The sequence below is a fragment of the Aeromonas sp. R7-5 genome, from assembly GCF_040908015.1.
Classification (GTDB): Bacteria; Pseudomonadota; Gammaproteobacteria; order Enterobacterales; family Aeromonadaceae; genus Aeromonas; species Aeromonas caviae.
Genome location: NZ_JBFOCZ010000034.1, coordinates 112,519 through 128,939, shown reverse-complemented (window position 1 = coordinate 128,939; position 16,421 = coordinate 112,519). Strand labels below are relative to the sequence as shown.

Below are 16,421 nucleotides of genomic sequence, written 5' to 3'. Positions count from 1 at the left end.
GGACTGAAGGACGCCGCCCTTCTCTGCCGATGGCAGGGAGGGGCGGTGAGCATTGATGGCGCCAGGTCCACCTCTTCCCCTTTTTCATCTGCAGGAGCAAGCGATGCCAATCCGTATATTGCCGCCGATTCTGGCCAACCAGATTGCTGCCGGTGAGGTCGTGGAGCGGCCCTCCTCCGTGGTGAAGGAACTGGTGGAAAACAGCCTGGATGCGGGGGCTGACCGGGTCGAGATCGAGATCGACAAGGGAGGCGCCAAGCTTATCCGCATTCGTGACAACGGCTGCGGTGTCGCCAGGGATGAGCTGGTGCTGGCGCTGTCGCGCCACGCCACCTCCAAGGTGGCGACCCTGGACGATCTGGAAGGGATCAACAGCCTGGGCTTTCGCGGGGAGGCGCTCGCCTCCATCAGCTCCGTCTCCCGCCTCACCTTCACCTCCCGCACGGCAGAGCAGAGCGAGGCCTGGCAGGCCCAGGCGGAAGGGCGTGAGATGAGCGTCACCGTCAAGCCGGCAGCCCACCCGGTGGGCACCACGGTGGAGGTGGTGGATCTCTTCTTCAACACCCCGGCGCGGCGCAAGTTCATGCGCAGCGAAAAGACCGAATTTGCCCACATCGACGAACTGGTGCGCCGCATCGCGCTCTCCCGCTTCGACGCTACCCTGATCCTGCGCCACAACGGCAAGGTGGTGCGCCAGTACAAGGCGGCCAACACGGTGGCGGAGCAGGAGCGCCGCCTCGCCGCCGTCTGCGGTTCCCCCTTCATGCACCATGCCCTGGCGGTATCGAGCGAACACAGCGACGTGCGGTTGTGGGGCTGGCTGGCCACCCCGGCAGGAGCCAGGCCGCAGAACGACCTGCAATACACCTATGTCAATGGCCGCATGATGCGGGACAAGCTCATCAATCACGCCATTCGCCAGGCCTATGACGAGCTGCTGCCCGCCGATCGCTTCGCGGCCTATGTGCTCTATATCGAGCTTGATCCCCGCCAGGTGGATGTCAACGTCCATCCGGCCAAGCACGAAGTGCGTTTCCATCAGGCGCGTCTCATCCACGATTTCATCTTCCAGGCGCTGTTTACCGCACTGCGCCAGGACGGGGCAGGGAGCGCCACCGATGCCCCCCTGGCCGAGACCCAGGTCGAGCTGCCGGGCAGCCCGGAGGTCACCTATCCGGGTCAGGCGCCGCGCACCGAGTGGTACGGTGCCGAACACGGCTATCGGGCTCCTGCCCCTGCGCGAGATGGCGACGGCGTGCGGGAAGGCAGTGGTGGCAGGGGAGGACACTACCAGCCTCCCGAACCCCCGAGCCGGGCCGCCATGCGAGGCATGGGCGCCTTGCTCACCACCCTGCCCGAGGTGGCGACGCCGGCATCCCGGCCCGTAGCCGAGAACGACGCCGTCGAGACGCCTGCCCGAACGGGGGAGTGGCGTGCCCTGAGCCTGGTCGAGCAGGCCTATCTGCTGATGGAACGTCAGGGGCAGCTGGCGCTGCTCTCCCTGGTGCGCGCCGAGCGTCTGTTGTTGCGCCACTGGCTGCTGGATGCCTGGGGCCAGGGGTTGGCGGCCCAGCCTCTGTTGCTGCCGGTTTCCTTCAAGCTGCCGAAAAACCTGGTCGCCCTGGTGGAGGAGCGGGAACGTCTGCTCAAACGCATGGGGCTGGAGTTGAAAAGCGGGGGACGCGACACCATGATCCTGACTCGGGTGCCCGCCCTGCTGCGCCAGACCGATCTGGCCCGTCTCTTACCCGAATTGTTGCAGCTGGTCGAGAGCGGATCTGACAGTGATGCCGATGCGCAGGCTGGGGTACTATGCCAGTGGTTGGTGGAACAAGGCATAAGTGGCGAAAAAATATACGATTTTGCCACTGCCACCCGGTTGCTGACGGAACTTGTTGCCGATTTCAGTGACCAACTGGCAGACGTTCGCATGGTGCGTCCGTTGCCGCTGGCGAACGTGCTGGCCGAGTTTGCCGATGGCAACTGACGGCGTCTCGTCGTCTGTTGCATCCATATGACCAGTTTTATGCCGGCTCGCCCGTGAAGGGGCGGCCGAAGGGAGTGTTTAACGTGGCTGACTTGCCGACTGCAATTTTTCTGATGGGGCCGACGGCCTCCGGCAAGACGGATCTCGCCATTGAACTGTGCCAGGCCCTGCCCTGCGACATTATCAGCGTGGACTCCGCGCTCATCTATCGCGGCATGGACATAGGCACCGCCAAGCCGACGCCAGCCGAGCTGGCGCAGGCCCCGCACCGGCTCATCGACATCCTGGATCCCGCCATGAGCTATTCGGCGGCGGATTTTTGCAAGGATGCCCTGCGGGAGATGAAAGAGATCGCCGACCGTGGCCGCATTCCGCTGCTGGTGGGCGGCACCATGCTCTATTTCAAGGCGCTGCTGGAGGGGCTTTCTCCGCTGCCTTCCGCCGATCCCGCCATTCGGGCCGGCATCGAGGAAGAGGCTGCCCGCCTCGGCTGGCAGGCGCTGCACGACGAGCTGGTGCGCATCGACCCGGTGGCCGGTGCCCGCATCCACCCCAACGATCCCCAGCGCCTGTGCCGGGCGCTCGAGGTTTACCGCATCAGCGGCAAGACCCTCACCGAGCTGACCCAGGTGCAGGGAGAGGGGCTGCCCTACCGGGCGCTGCAGTTTGCCATCGCGCCGAGGGATCGGGCCGTGCTGCACCAGCGCATCGAACAGCGGTTTGACAAGATGCTGGGCAGCGGCTTCGAGCAGGAGGTCAGGGCGCTTTACGAGCGGGGGGATCTCACCCCGGATCTTCCCTCCATTCGCTGCGTGGGATACCGCCAAATGTGGGACTACCTGGCGGGGGAAGTGGAGTATGATGAGATGCGTTATCGCGGCATTGTTGCCACCCGCCAGTTGGCCAAGCGTCAGATGACCTGGTTGCGCGGTTGGCCTGATGTGACCTGGTTGGAATCTGGTGAGTCTGGCAATCTGGCCAGGGTCGTCGCCCAAGCTGGTCCGGCTTGACACTCCTGTATAATCAGGTTGTTATATTGAATATCCGGTGTTTAAAAACAACAAACTATAAGGAAAAGAAAGATGGCTAAGGGGCAATCTCTCCAAGACCCGTTTTTGAATGCGCTGCGCCGTGAGCGTATTCCTGTTTCTATCTATTTGGTGAACGGCATCAAACTGCAGGGTCAGATCGAATCGTTTGACCAGTTTGTCATTCTGCTGAAGAACACCGTGAGCCAGATGGTCTACAAGCACGCCATTTCCACCGTGGTGCCTGCCCGTGCCGTCAACCATCACCAGCACGCCCCGGGCGCCGCCGGTGAAGAGCAGGGTGACGCCGAGGCGTGATATCCTGCGGCGAGTTCACTCGCCAACTCAGATCCATCATGATACCTGTCAAGGAGCAAGCGCTTGTTTGACCGTTACGAAGCTGGTGAACAGGCCGTTCTGGTACATGTCAACTTCAGCGATGAGGGCGAGCGGGAGGATCTGGACGAGCTCAAGATGCTGGTGAGCTCGGCCGGAGTCAATGCACTGGGGGTGATCACCACCAGTCGCAGCGCACCCAGCGCCAAATTTTTTGTCGGCAGCGGCAAGGCGGAAGAGATCGCGTCCCAGGTCCAGATGCTGGATGCCGATGTGGTCATCTTCAACCATGCCCTGACCCCCGCCCAGGAGCGCAACCTGGAGCGTCTGTTCCAGTGCAGGGTCGTGGACAGGACAGGCCTTATCCTCGATATCTTCGCCCAGCGCGCCCGCACTCACGAAGGCAAGTTGCAGGTCGAACTGGCCCAGTTGCGCCATCTTTCCACTCGTCTGGTGCGAGGCTGGACCCACCTTGAGCGACAAAAGGGGGGGATCGGTCTGCGCGGCCCGGGTGAAACCCAGCTTGAAACCGACCGACGCCTGCTGCGTGAGCGCATCAAGGCCATTTTGCGCCGCCTCGACAAGGTGGCCAAGCAGCGGGAGCAGGGGCGCCGTGCCCGCAACCGCAACGAAGTGCCGACCGTTTCTCTGGTGGGGTATACCAACGCCGGAAAATCCACTTTGTTCAACCAACTTACAGATGCCAGCGTGTATGCTGCCGACCAATTGTTCGCAACCCTGGACCCCACCCTGCGCAAATTGGTGATCCAGGATGTGGGTGATGTGATCCTGGCGGATACAGTTGGATTTATTCGGCACTTGCCCCATGATCTGGTCGCGGCCTTCAAGGCGACCCTGCAGGAGACTCGCGAAGCGGACCTGCTGCTGCACGTGGTGGACTGCGCCGATGAACAGATGCAGGAGAATATCGAGTCGGTCCAGCGTGTGCTGGCCGAGATCGAGGCGGATGACCGTCCCCAGCTGATGATCTGCAACAAGATCGACAAGCTGGGAGATCGTCCGGCTGGTCTTGAACGGGATGAGGCTGGACGACCGGTGCGAGTCTGGTTGTCGGCCCAGACTGGCGAGGGTAGTGAATACCTGTTCCAGGCACTGACCGAACTGCTGGCCGGCTCCATGGTGCATCACACCCTGCAACTGCCCCCTTCCGCCGCCAGACTGCGCAGTGCGCTCTATCGGCTGAAAGGTATCGAGCAGGAAGGTTTCAGCGAGGAGGGGGACTTTGTGCTGGAAGTTCGCCTGCAACTGGCTGACTGGAACCGCCTCATGAAACAAGAAGGTGAGAGTTTACAACGCTTTATCAGGCATTGATGGGTCGATGAACATAAATGGTTTGCTGATTTCATCACCCCTCTGTGGCCCGATAGAGATGATATCCATCCGCATGTATTAATGGAGACGCTGATGGCTTGGAATGAGCCTGGTAACAATGGCAAAGACCGTGACCCCTGGGGGAACAACGGCAAGAATCAGGGCCCCCCTGATCTGGACGAGATGCTTCGCAAGGTGAGCCGTCGTTTTGGCGGTCTGCTCGGTGGTGGCAAATCCGGTGGTGGTGACGTCGGCAAGTTCGGCCTCTCCATCGCCTTGGTGGTGGCCGTGGTGGTGTGGGTCGTCAGCGGCTTCTATACCATTCGCGAAGCCGAGCGGGGCGTGGTGCTGCGCTTTGGCGAATACTCCCACAACGTGGATCCCGGTCTGCGCTGGAAACCGACCTTCATCGACCGGGTGATCCCGGTGGACGTGGAGTCTGTCCGTTCCCTGCCGGCGTCCGGTTTCATGCTGACCCAGGATGAGAACGTGGTGCGGGTCGAGATGGACGTACAGTATCGCGTGGTCGATCCCGAGCAGTACCTGTTCAGCGTGACCAACGCCGACGAGAGCCTGAGCCAGGCCACCGACAGCGCCCTGCGCTACGTGGTGGGTCACACCCGGATGGACGATGTGCTGACCACGGGTCGTGAGAAGGTGCGTCAGGAAACCTGGCAGGTGATCGACAGCATCATCGAGCCCTATCAGATGGGTCTGCAGATCGTGGACGTCAACTTCCTGCCGGCGCGTCCGCCGGAAGAGGTGAAGGATGCGTTTGATGACGCCATCTCCGCCCAGGAAGATGAGCAGCGTTTCATCCGTGAAGCGGAAGCCTATGCCCGTGAAGTGGAGCCCAAGGCTCGTGGCCAGGTCAAACGTCTGGAGCAGGAGGCCGAAGCCTACAAGTCCCAGATCGTGTTGAAGGCCAAGGGTGAAGTCGCTCGCTTCAACGAGCTGCTGCCCCAGTATCAGGCCGCGCCCGAGCTGACCCGTGATCGTATCTACCTCGAAACCATGGAAGAGCTCTATCAGCAGGCCAACAAGGTGGTGGTCGACATGCCGGCTGGCAACAACAGCATGATCTACCTGCCGCTCGACAAGCTCTCTGGCAAGGCGAATGCCGTGCAACCGGCACGTCCTGCGGGCACCCCGGCAGTCGAGGCGGCCCAGCCGTCCAACGAAGGGGCCAACTCCACTCCGACCCCGCTGCGTGGCGGTGATCGTTTCAGCACAGGGAGAAACTGATAGATGAAAAAGCTAGCTATTGGTGTCATCGCTGTGGCCGCCATGGTGTGCTTCTCTTCCATCTTCATCGTCGATGAAGGACAGAAGGGGATCGTGGTGCAGTTTGGCAAGGTGAAACGGGTCGACTCCGGTGAGCCGCGCCTGTACGAGCCGGGCCTGCACTTCAAGGTGCCGCTCATCGACCAGGTACGCAAGATGGATGCCCGCATCCAGACTCTGGAAGGCCAGGCGGATCGCTTCGTTACGTCCGAGAAGAAGGACCTCATCATCGACTCCTACGTGAAGTGGAAGATCGAGGACTTCTCCAAGTACTACCTGGCGACCGGTGGTGGCAACAAGATCCAGGCTGAAGACCTGCTCAAGCGCAAGATCAACAACGGCCTGCGTTCCGAGATCGGTAACCGCACCATCAAGGATATCGTCTCCGGCGAGCGCAGTACCGTGATGGAAGATGCCCTGATGAAGATGGCGCGTTCCTCCGAGCTCGGCATCAAGGTGGTGGATGTGCGAATCAAGCAGATCAACCTGCCGGTGGAAGTCTCCAGCTCCATCTATCAGCGGATGCGTGCCGAGCGGACCGCGGTTGCCCGTGAACACCGTTCACAGGGCCGCGAGCAGGCCGAGATCCTGCGTGCCGACATCGACCGCAAGGTGACCGTGATGATCGCCGACGCCGAGAGTAATGCCCGTCAACTGCGTGGTGAAGGGGATGCCGAAGCAGCCAGGATCTATGCCGACAGCTACAAGAAGGACCCGGAGTTCTTCAGTTTCGTGCGCAGCATGGAGGCCTATCGCAAGAGCTTCGCCGGCGGCAACGACCTCATGGTCCTGAAACCGGACAGCGAGTTCTTCCGCTACCTCAAGTCGCCGCACGGCAACAAGCAGTAAACATGTGTTGATATGACCCAAGGGCCTGATGATTCAGGCCCTTTTGTTTGCCGGCCACAGACCGGCAGGGGATCAGGGACAAGGAGAGGTGATGCTGACATCCATGTTGATGGGGCTGGGGTTGCTGCTGCTCTTCGAAGGATTGGGGCCCTTGCTTGCTCCCAGGGCATGGCAGCAGATGCTGCGCCTGCTCGGGGAGTTGCCGCCGGAACAGCTGCGCCGCATCGGCGGCTGTCTGGTGGTGGCCGGTGGTGTCATCTTGTGGGCGTTGGCCCGTTAGAACCTGTGTTGATACGACAGTGCACGGGGAATTCAGACAATAAAAAAGAGGCCAGAGGGCCTCTTTTTTATTGTCCGCCGGCTGGCATCAGGCGCTGCGCTGCACCGCCATGTGGGCCAGGGTCTCCAGCGCCTGCTTGTGCCGGGAGTCCGGCAGGATGGCGAGGGCGGCGATGGCCTTGTCAGCCTCTTCCCGAGCTCGCTGGCGGGAGTATTCGAGAGCTCCGGTGCGATCCAGGATGCCCAGAATACGCTCCAGGTGATCCATCCCGTTGCGGTGCTCGATGGCATCGCGCACCAGTTGACGATCTTCCGGGGTACCCACTTCCATGGCGCGCAACAGCGGCAGGGTCGGCTTGCCTTCGGCCAGATCGTCACCCACGTTCTTGCCCATCTCCTCGCTCTGGGAGCAGTAGTCCATCACGTCGTCGATGATCTGGAACGCGGTACCCAGGTACTTGCCGTAGTCGGTCATGGCCTGCTCGACGGGCTCGGGCTGATGGGTCAGCACGGCGGCGAGTCGGGTCGCGGCTTCAAACAGCTTGGCGGTCTTGCAGTAGATGACCGTCATGTAGCTCTCTTCCGTGGTATCCGGATCGTTGCAGTTCATCAGCTGCAGCACTTCTCCTTCGGCGATGGTGTTGGTGGCATCGGAGAGGATCTCCATCACCTTCAGGTTGGAGAGTTCGCTCATCATCTGGAAGGAGCGGCTGTAGAGGTAGTCACCCACCAGAACGCTGGCGGCGTTGCCAAACAGGGCGTTGGCGGTTTCCCGGCCGCGGCGCAGGTCGGATTCGTCGACCACGTCGTCGTGCAGCAGGGTGGAGGTGTGAATGAACTCGATGATGGCGGCCAGTTTCAGGTGATCTTCACCCTCATAGCCCAGTGCGCGTGCGGCCATCACGGTCAGCATGGGGCGCATCCGTTTTCCGCCCGCACTGACAATATAGAAACCCAGCTGGTTGATCAGGCTGACATCGGACTGGAGTCTCGCCAGGATCAGTTCATTGACCGCCGTCATGTCGGCGGCACAGAGCGCACGGATAGTCTGTTGGTCCATAAGTCTCGTAACGTGACGGCAGCATTTACTGCGTTTTTAGCAATGGCGGGGATTCTACACGATTTCACAATGGGTTACAGTTAGGCGTTTATTCACGGGGGCAGATATGCGCACAAAATAAACTTTTTGCTAAATTGGCCTTGCCTCGGCAAATCGTTCTGCGTAGAATGCCCGCCCATTGTTATAGGTTTTTGTGCGTGTCTGGCCTTGAGCAAAAGACACGCCTTTACGGAGTTAATCAAATGTACGCGGTATTCCAAAGCGGCGGAAAACAACACCGTGTGGCCGAAGGTCAAATCGTTCGTCTGGAAAAGCTGAACGTTGAGACTGGCGCTACCATCGACTTCAACGAAGTGCTGATGGTTGCTGCAGGCGACACTTTCAAAGTAGGTGCTCCTTTCGTTGAAGGTGGCAAGGTTGTGGCTGAAGTTGTGGCTCACGGCCGTGGCGAGAAAGTGACTATCGTCAAGTTCCGTCGTCGTAAGCACCACCGTAAGCAAGCGGGCCACCGTCAGTGGTTCACTGAAGTCAAAATCACTGGCATCAGCGCTTAATTAGAGGAGTCCGATAGATGGCACACAAAAAAGCTGGCGGTTCATCCCGCAACGGTCGCGATTCTGAAGCTAAACGCCTGGGCGTGAAGCGTTTCGGCGGCGAAACAGTTCTGGCTGGCAGCATCATCGTTCGTCAGCGCGGCACCAAGTTCCACGCTGGTGAGAACGTTGGTCTGGGCAAGGACCACACTCTGTTCGCTACCGCGAACGGTAAAGTGCAGTTCGAAGTTAAAGGTCCGCAGAATCGTAAGTACGTCAGCATCGTTGCTGAGTAATTACGGACCGCAAGGATCCGAAGCCCCGCCAACCTGGCGGGGCTTTTGTTTTTCTGATGAGTTTGACGAAAAAACGGCACGCGGATGAGCCGGCGCAGACAGCCCTCATCGGCCAGATGCGCCTCGCCCGAAGGGGCCCGTATCACTATAATTGCGTATCGGTTTTTCGAATTAAGGTGACGGTTACCTATGAAGTTTGTTGATGAAGTCCAGATTCGAGTCGATGCCGGTGACGGTGGTAACGGTTGTGTGAGCTTCCGCCGCGAGAAGTACATCCCGAACGGCGGCCCGGACGGCGGTGACGGCGGTGATGGTGGCGACGTGTATCTGGTGGCCGATGAAAACCTGAACACCCTGATCGACTACCGTTTCGAGCGCTTCCACGCCGCCGAGCGTGGCGAGAACGGTCAGAGTGCCAACTGTACCGGTCGTCGCGGCAAGGACAAGATCCTGCGCGTGCCGGTGGGAACCCGTGCCACCGATGAAGACACCGGCGAACTGCTGGGGGATTTGACCAGTCACGATCAGAAGCTGCTGGTTGCCAAGGGCGGCTTCCACGGCCTTGGCAACACCCGCTTCAAGAGCTCGGTCAACCGGGCGCCGCGCCAGAAGAGCAACGGCACCCCGGGTGAAGTGCGTACCCTGAGGCTGGAGCTGCTGCTGCTGGCGGATGTCGGCATGCTCGGTCTGCCCAACGCAGGCAAGTCCACCTTCATTCGCGCCGTTTCTGCGGCCCGCCCGAAAGTGGCAGACTACCCCTTCACCACCCTGGTACCGAATCTGGGTGTGGTACGCGGTGAAAACTCCCGTTCCTTCGTCATTGCCGACATTCCCGGCCTCATCGAAGGGGCTGCCGAGGGGGCAGGCCTGGGTATCCGCTTCCTCAAGCACCTGGAGCGTTGCCGCGTCCTGATCCACCTGGTGGACATCTGCCCGGTGGATGGCTCCGATCCTGCCGAGAACGCCGTGACCATCGTCCGGGAGCTGGAAAAATACAGCCCCGAGCTGGCGGGCAAGCCGCGCTGGCTGGTGTTCAACAAGATGGACCTGATCCTGGAAGAAGAGGCTCAGGAAGTGATGGACAGAGTCAAGGCAGCCCTCAACCACGAAGGTCCGGTCTACGCCATCACCGCCATCAGCAAGGAAGGCACCAAGAAGGTGTGCTACGACATCCTGGATCTGCTGGATACCATGCCTCGTCAGCTGGCGGAAGATGCCAGAGACGCCATCGAGAAGGTGGAGTTCAAGTGGGACGACTATCACAAGAACCAGCTGGCCAAGGCGGAAGCCGATGCCCTGGCGGCGTCCAAGGCCTTCGATGATGGTCTGGACGATGACGACTGGGACGATGAGGACGACGACGGCGTCGAAGTCATTTACGTTCGCGATTGAGCATCATGTTCGTGACAAGACCGGAGCCAGACAGGCTCCGGTTTTTTTATGGGAGGATCGACGGGATCACCCTATAGATATATTTTTCATGTCTCTTATTGCCTGACAGTGGCTGCGGATTATACTGCGCACCTGAATGTAACCTGTATGAAACATTATGCTAACCATTCAAATTGAATCGATATGCATGACTGTTTTGGTTTGTTCTTATGGATGGTTCGCCTGATAAAATATTTATGCTTGAAATGATCAATTAACGGCTTGTTTGTGCAGTTTTTTGGGTTATTCTTGCACCCGTTTTCCGGGCGAGGGCATGAGTATGCAGGCGGCCCGGCTGAAGGAAAAGTCACATTTAAGGCTGTTTATATGTTGGAAAAGACCCTGGAAGCACCGGCAATCCGTACTCGCCGCAACGTGCTGATGTTTTTGATCCCGTCACTGATCGGGATCCTGCTGTTCATGACCCCGGTCATCTATGACGGCAATGTCACCATTCCCGTCGCCGTGTTGGCGAAGCTGGTTCAAACGGTGTTTGCCGATCATCTGGTGGCCATGGTCAGCGCCATCATCACCACCACCATGCTGATGACCCTGATCGCCTGGCTGTTCAAACCGGCGATCCTGGTAAAACGGCCCTTCCTCAACAGCCTGTTCAACGTCTCCCCCTTCTGGGCCTGCGTGCGGGTGCTGGGCGGGGTCTTCGTGCTGTTGACCTTCTTTGAAGCCGGTCCCGAGGTACTGCGCTCAGGGGCGACCGGCGGCCTGGTGCTGCATGATCTGCTGCCGGTACTGTTCTCCGTCTTCATCTTTGCGGGCCTGCTGCTGCCCTTGCTGCTGGATTTTGGTCTGCTGGAGTTTGTCGGTACCATGATGACCCGCATCATGCGTCCGGTGTTCCGTCTGCCGGGTCGTTCTGCGGTGGACTGCTTCGCCTCCTGGCTCGGTGATGGCAGCGTCGGGATCCTGCTGACCAGCAAGCAGTATGAAGGCAAGTTCTACACCCAGCGGGAAGCGGCCGTCATCGGTACCACCTTCTCCGCCGTCTCCATCACCTTCTGTCTGGTGGTGATCTCCCAGGTGAAGCTGGAGCACATGTTCGTCCCCTTCTACCTGACCGTCTGCCTGGCCGGTGTGGTGGCCGCCATCGTGGTACCGCGCCTGCCGCCGCTCTCCTGGAAGAAGGATGTCTACAGCGACGGTACTCCCCTGTGCCGCAAGCAGGAGGCCATCCCCCATCAGCACAGCGTGCTGAGCTACGGCTACCATCGTGCCCTGACCAAGGCCGACAGCATGACGGATCTCGGCGCCGTGGCGCGTGAAGGGGTGAAAAACGCCCTGGATATGGTGTTTGGCGTGCTGCCGGTGGTGATGGCCGTCGGGACCTGTGCCCTGATGCTGGCGGAGCACACCCCGGTGTTCAACTGGCTGGGGGCGCCCTTCGTGCCTTTGCTCGAGCTGCTGCAACTGCCGGAGGCGGAAGCCGCTTCCAAGACCATCATGGTGGGCTTCGCCGACATGTTCATCCCGGCGGTGCTGGCCTCCACTATCGAGAGCGACATCACCCGCTTCGTGATCGCCGCCATGTCGGTCACCCAGCTCATCTACATGTCGGAAGTGGGCGCTCTGTTGCTGGGCAGCAAGATCCCGGTCAAGTTGTGGGAGCTGTTCGTCATCTTCCTGCTGCGCACCCTGGTCACCCTGCCGGTGATTGCCGGTGTGGCGCACCTGCTGTTCTAAGGGGCGAAGTGGAACGAAAAACGGTCAACCCGGGTTGACCGTTTTTTTATGGGCGAGTGTCAGCGGAAGGTCAGTGTGATCCTGCCAGCAGGGCCTGGCATTCGACCTCGTCCAGCTGCTCGGGGGCGAGGAAGCGTCTGGCGTAGTCCCGCCAGATGCCGCTCTCGATGAAGAGGGCAAACAGGGCCGGGTCTATGTGCTGTTCCTGCACCATCTTCACCATGATGGCCAGGGACTGGGAGACCGTTTTGCCTGACTTGTAGGGGCGATCGCTCGCCGTCAGCGCCTCGAAGATGTCTGCAATGGCCATGATGCGGGCTGGAATGCTCATCTGCCCCCCTTGCAACTGGCGCGGATAGCCCGTGCCGTCCATCCGCTCGTGATGGCCCCCCGCAATCTCCGGCACCTTGCGCAAATGGCGGGGGAAGGGAAGCTTCTCCAGCATGCGTATGGTCTGGATGATGTGATCGTTGATCTTGTAGCGCTCCTCTTCGGTGAGGGTGCCGCGGCCGATGGCGAGGTTGTAGCGCTCCCCCCGGTTGTAGAGGTGGGTGGGCACCCGCACCTTGAAGCCCCATGGGTTGTGTCGGGCGAGATTGTCGTGCTCGGGGCGAGGGATGAGATGGACCGCCTTGTCGGCGAGCAGCGACTCGCGGCAGGGGAGGGGAGAGGGGGCCTCCTGGTGGCGCTTGCGCTCCTCCTGACTGATGCCGAGCCGATCGTCCAGAGTGCGCAACCAGGTGCGGCTGGCGATGGTATCCAGCCTAGCGAGCTTCTCCGGCGCCATCCACTCGCCCCCCAGATTGCACTCGGCCACGAAGGCGAACTCCTGATCCAGGGTGTGCCAGAGGGGGGTTACAGCCTCGAGGGCGGCCTGCTGCCCGGATGGAGGCAGCAGGGCGCAGAGCGCCTCGATGTGGGCATCCCGCTTGAGCACCTCGAAGCGGGTGCGGATCTCATGGATCCTGTCGTAGATGGTCTCGAGTTTGGTCGCCTTGTCCACCACGAACTCCGGGGTGGTGACCTTGCCGCAGTCGTGCAGCCAGCTCGCGATATGAATGGCCTCCCACTCCTCTTCGTTGAGCCGGAAATCGGCAAAGGGCCCTGTCTGCTGTGCGCAGGCGGCCTGTGTCAGCATCCTGGCCAGTTCCGGCACCCGCTGGCAGTGGCCGCCGGTGTAGGGGCTCTTGGCATCGATGGCACCGGCGATGAGCTCGATGAAGGCTTCCAGCAGTTGCTTCTGCTCCTCCAGCAGGCGCTGGTTTTCGATGGCGGAGGAGGAGGTGCCCGCCAGTGCCTCGATGAGGCTGATGCGCGAGGCCAGTTCGCGGGCCGAGCAGTCTGGCAGGATCAGCAACAGGCAGCCGATCAGCTCCTGACGGTGGTTGTGAAGGGGCTCGACCAGCAGTTGGCAGGCACCGGGGAAGGGGCCCCAGTCGGTGAGGAAGCGGGCCCATTGTGCCTCGTCGAGGGGCAGGCAGAGGCGCTCCGTGTGGTAGAGGCCACCGAGCAGCGCCGCCTGCCACCGTACCTGTTCGCACGCCAGCGGCTGCCCCTGCCAGATGGCGTGAACGGCCTGCATCTCGCTCTCCTGGGCCAGGAAGAGGCAGCCGCCCTCGGCCTGGGCAGCCGCCACCGTCTCGTGCAGGATGCGGCTGAGCAATGAATCGAAGCGATGCTCTGCCGCCAGCGCCCGGCCCATGTTCATGAAATTGCCGAGGGTCAGGCGCATGCTGGACATGGCGCGGGCGAGGTCGTCAATTTCGCGGATCGCCGAATCCGGCCCCGGGCTTTCGCCAAAGTCGAAGTGCTGGATCCGCTCAGCCTCCCCGGTCAATACCAGCAAGGGGGCGGCAGTGCGCCGGGCTGCCAGCCAGATGACGGGCAGCAGGAGCAGCAGACCGGCAAGGGCCCAGGCGAGATTGTGCAGCGCATCCTGGCGCGCCGGGGCGGTGAGCACTTCGGTGGGCACCAGGAGGGCGAGATAAAACGGGGACTCTTCCCCGAGGGAGGAGAGGTTGACCAGCCACTCCTGACCCTGAACCGTTGCCAGGGTCAGCTCGGCGGGGTGATGCAGCAGGGCAGGCCGCGCGGCCATCTCCTGTTGCAGCCTGGTGAGAATGGGGTGATTGAGGGCCGACAGCATGGGCAGGCGGCTCAGTTGCTCGAAGCTTGGGAGGCGCTCGGGATCCGTGGCCAGCAGGGTCCCGACCTCGTCAAACAGCACCAGCTGGCTGTGACCGGGCAGGGGCAACTCGCCGATGAGGGAAGAGAGTCCCTCCACGCCCGCATCGAGCCCGATCACCGCCCGGCGATCGTCGCTCTCCACCGCCAGTGTCATGCCTGGCTCCCGGGTAGTGAAGAAGAGGTAGGGGTGGGTCACTATGATGCCCGTGCTCCAGCGCGCCTCCTTGTACCAGCCCCGATCTCGCGGATCGAAACGGTAGTACGGCATGGGGCGCCGCTCCAGCAGCCGCAGCCGCTGGTCGAAATAGAGGAACTCTCCCTGTCCCTGATGCAGGCTCTGGACCAGCAGGCGGCTCTCGGGCGGAGGCGCCTCCAGCGCCCCTCTCGCCCGTTCGGTCAGCTTGCGTACCAGAAAGAAATCGCCGTCCTCGTAACCGGCATAGATGGCACCGTAACTGGTGCTGTTGGCCAGCACTTCCGCCAGCTGGGGCAGGAAGGCTAGCCGCGTCTCCAGCCCTGTCATGGCGGACAGCTGGCCGCTGCGCAGCAGATTCAGGGACATGCGGGCCGGTCGCTGGTTCAGCTTGATGGCGAGGGCAAGCTGCTCCCGGTATTGCTGGAAGCTCTGACGTTCGTGCTCCAGCCCCTGCTGCATGCCCTGCTGGAACTGCAGCACGATGAGGGCGCCCCCCAGCAAGGAGAAGAGCAGGATGAAAAGGGTGGCAATGTGTACGTAAAAGGGTCTGCGACTGAGACTTGCGTTTGTCATGGACGGATCCTTGTCCCCTGGCGATCGCCGTATTGGTCACCTAACAGTGTGCTTGCTGGATGACAAAAAGCCTAGGACTCGATCTTGCGCTCTTCAGCCCCAAATCAACAGCCAGCCTTCGCGCTGCGCCCTTGCCCTGTGGTGAGATGATTCGTTCAGATATCTCGTGCTACATTGCTCCCCTGATAAACGCCCTGTGAACCAATGGAGTGTCCCATGTCTGTCGTCCCCTATTCCGTGCTGGATCTGGTGCCCGTTCCCGAAGGTGGCCTGCCGGCCGAGTCGTTTCGCCACTCGCTGGATCTGGCTCGCCATGCGGAGCGCTGGGGTTACCACCGCTACTGGCTGGCGGAGCACCACAACATGCCGGGCATTGCCAGCGCCGCCACAGCGGTGCTGATTGGCCACCTGGCCGGGGGCACCACGACGTTGCGGCTCGGAGCTGGCGGCATCATGTTGCCGAACCACTCCCCCCTGGTCATTGCGGAGCAGTTCGGCACGCTGAGTTCCCTCTATCCGGATCGCATCGATCTCGGCCTGGGCCGCGCCCCTGGCAGCGATCAGCGCACCATGCAGGCGCTGCGCCGCCAGCGCAGCGGCGAGGTGGATGACTTCCCGGCGGATGTGCGCGAACTGATGAGTTATTTCGGCGACGAGGTCGGTGCCGTGCAGGCGGTGCCGGGTCAGGGACTCCATGTGCCCATCTGGTTGCTGGGCTCCAGCCTCTACAGTGCCCAACTGGCAGCGGCCATGGGGCTGCCGTTCGGCTTTGCCTCCCACTTCGCTCCCGCCATGTTGCTGCAGGCGCTGGAGATCTACCGTACCCAATACCGTCCCTCTGCCCGCTGGCCCAAACCCCATGCGGTGGTGTGCGTCAATCTGATCGCCGCCGACACCGATCGTGAGGCCCGCTTCCTGTTCACCACCCTGCAGCAGCAGTTCCTGCGTCTCTACCGGGGGGATGCCGGCAAGCTGCCACTGCCGGTGCAGACGCTGGGGGATGAGTGGTCTCCCCGCGAATTGATGGCGATGGAGCAGACCCTGGCTCGCTCCCTGGTGGGGGAGCCGGATCGGGTACGCCACGGCCTCAAGGCTCTGCTGGCAGAGACCGGAGCGGACGAGCTGATGTTCAACGGCCCCATCGTCGATCATCAGGCGCGCCTGCGCTCCTTCGAGATTGGTGCCGAGCTGATGCAGGGGTTGTAACCCCCGCGACGCCTGGCCGCCAGCGGCACGCCAAGCCTGGCTGCTCGGGGCGCAAAAGCCACGATTGCGTGGTAGTAAGCTTATGATTTTTAAAGGAAGTCAGGTGAGTGTCGGCCATCTGTCGTGTCGCCTCTCATCCCCTTTCC

14 protein-coding genes are annotated in these 16,421 nt (G+C 61.4%); 12 read left to right on the top strand and 2 right to left on the bottom strand.

The window, feature by feature from the left end; all coding sequences use genetic code 11:
- The first annotated feature begins 103 nt into the window (after positions 1 to 103).
- The 7 genes from mutL to AB5Y53_RS19555 all read left to right on the top strand — a co-directional run bounded on the left by mutL (position 104) and on the right by AB5Y53_RS19555 (position 7,096).
- Entirely contained in the window at positions 104 to 1,987 is a 1,884-nt protein-coding gene (gene mutL, locus AB5Y53_RS19585) for a DNA mismatch repair endonuclease MutL (protein WP_368182978.1), read from the top strand.
- 92 nt (positions 1,988 to 2,079) lie between these two features.
- The gene (miaA, locus tag AB5Y53_RS19580; protein WP_080770083.1) at positions 2,080 to 2,997 is read left to right on the top strand and encodes a tRNA (adenosine(37)-N6)-dimethylallyltransferase MiaA; all 918 of its coding nucleotides are present in this window, start codon (positions 2,080 to 2,082) and stop codon (positions 2,995 to 2,997) included.
- 72 nt (positions 2,998 to 3,069) lie between these two features.
- On the top strand, positions 3,070 to 3,333 hold the full coding sequence (gene hfq / locus AB5Y53_RS19575) for an RNA chaperone Hfq (protein ID WP_319859138.1): 264 nt from the start codon (positions 3,070 to 3,072) through the stop codon (positions 3,331 to 3,333).
- Between the two features lie 63 nt (positions 3,334 to 3,396).
- Complete coding sequence (gene hflX, locus AB5Y53_RS19570; RefSeq protein WP_010673194.1) at positions 3,397 to 4,683, top strand: ribosome rescue GTPase HflX; 1,287 nt, start codon at positions 3,397 to 3,399, stop codon at positions 4,681 to 4,683.
- A gap of 93 nt (positions 4,684 to 4,776) precedes the next feature.
- The gene (hflK, locus tag AB5Y53_RS19565; protein WP_010673195.1) at positions 4,777 to 5,928 is read left to right on the top strand and encodes an FtsH protease activity modulator HflK; all 1,152 of its coding nucleotides are present in this window, start codon (positions 4,777 to 4,779) and stop codon (positions 5,926 to 5,928) included.
- 3 nt (positions 5,929 to 5,931) lie between these two features.
- Positions 5,932 to 6,816, top strand: a complete 885-nt coding sequence (hflC, locus tag AB5Y53_RS19560; RefSeq protein ID WP_010673196.1) for a protease modulator HflC — start codon at positions 5,932 to 5,934, stop codon at positions 6,814 to 6,816.
- A gap of 91 nt (positions 6,817 to 6,907) precedes the next feature.
- Positions 6,908 to 7,096, top strand: a complete 189-nt coding sequence (locus tag AB5Y53_RS19555) for a DUF2065 family protein (RefSeq protein ID WP_010673197.1) — start codon at positions 6,908 to 6,910, stop codon at positions 7,094 to 7,096.
- Between the two features lie 87 nt (positions 7,097 to 7,183).
- On the opposite strand, the gene ispB is transcribed toward AB5Y53_RS19555, so the two are convergent.
- Positions 7,184 to 8,155, bottom strand: coding sequence for an octaprenyl diphosphate synthase (gene ispB / locus AB5Y53_RS19550; RefSeq protein WP_368182976.1), 972 nt, complete (start codon positions 8,153 to 8,155; stop codon positions 7,184 to 7,186).
- 242 nt (positions 8,156 to 8,397) lie between these two features.
- Here ispB and rplU point away from each other — a divergent pair, with 242 nt between their 5' ends.
- The 4 genes from rplU to AB5Y53_RS19530 all read left to right on the top strand — a co-directional run bounded on the left by rplU (position 8,398) and on the right by AB5Y53_RS19530 (position 12,113).
- Positions 8,398 to 8,709, top strand: coding sequence for a 50S ribosomal protein L21 (gene rplU / locus AB5Y53_RS19545; protein WP_005304210.1), 312 nt, complete (start codon positions 8,398 to 8,400; stop codon positions 8,707 to 8,709).
- Between the two features lie 17 nt (positions 8,710 to 8,726).
- Entirely contained in the window at positions 8,727 to 8,984 is a 258-nt protein-coding gene (gene rpmA, locus AB5Y53_RS19540) for a 50S ribosomal protein L27 (RefSeq protein ID WP_010673199.1), read from the top strand.
- 189 nt (positions 8,985 to 9,173) lie between these two features.
- Entirely contained in the window at positions 9,174 to 10,376 is a 1,203-nt protein-coding gene (gene cgtA, locus AB5Y53_RS19535) for an Obg family GTPase CgtA (RefSeq protein WP_010673200.1), read from the top strand.
- Between the two features lie 366 nt (positions 10,377 to 10,742).
- The gene (locus AB5Y53_RS19530) at positions 10,743 to 12,113 is read left to right on the top strand and encodes a YjiH family protein (protein WP_010673201.1); all 1,371 of its coding nucleotides are present in this window, start codon (positions 10,743 to 10,745) and stop codon (positions 12,111 to 12,113) included.
- A 70-nt stretch (positions 12,114 to 12,183) separates the two neighbouring features.
- Here the strand turns inward: AB5Y53_RS19530 and AB5Y53_RS19525 are convergent, their stop codons facing one another.
- Positions 12,184 to 15,069 carry an HD domain-containing phosphohydrolase gene (locus tag AB5Y53_RS19525; protein WP_368182974.1) on the bottom strand — a complete coding sequence of 962 codons (2,886 nt, stop codon included), beginning with the start codon at positions 15,067 to 15,069 and terminating at the stop codon, positions 12,184 to 12,186.
- Positions 15,070 to 15,285: 216 nt separating this feature from the next.
- On the opposite strand from AB5Y53_RS19525, the gene AB5Y53_RS19520 reads away from it, so the two are divergent.
- Positions 15,286 to 16,275 carry a luciferase-like monooxygenase gene (locus AB5Y53_RS19520; RefSeq protein ID WP_010673203.1) on the top strand — a complete coding sequence of 330 codons (990 nt, stop codon included), beginning with the start codon at positions 15,286 to 15,288 and terminating at the stop codon, positions 16,273 to 16,275.
- Positions 16,276 to 16,421 lie beyond the last annotated feature (146 nt).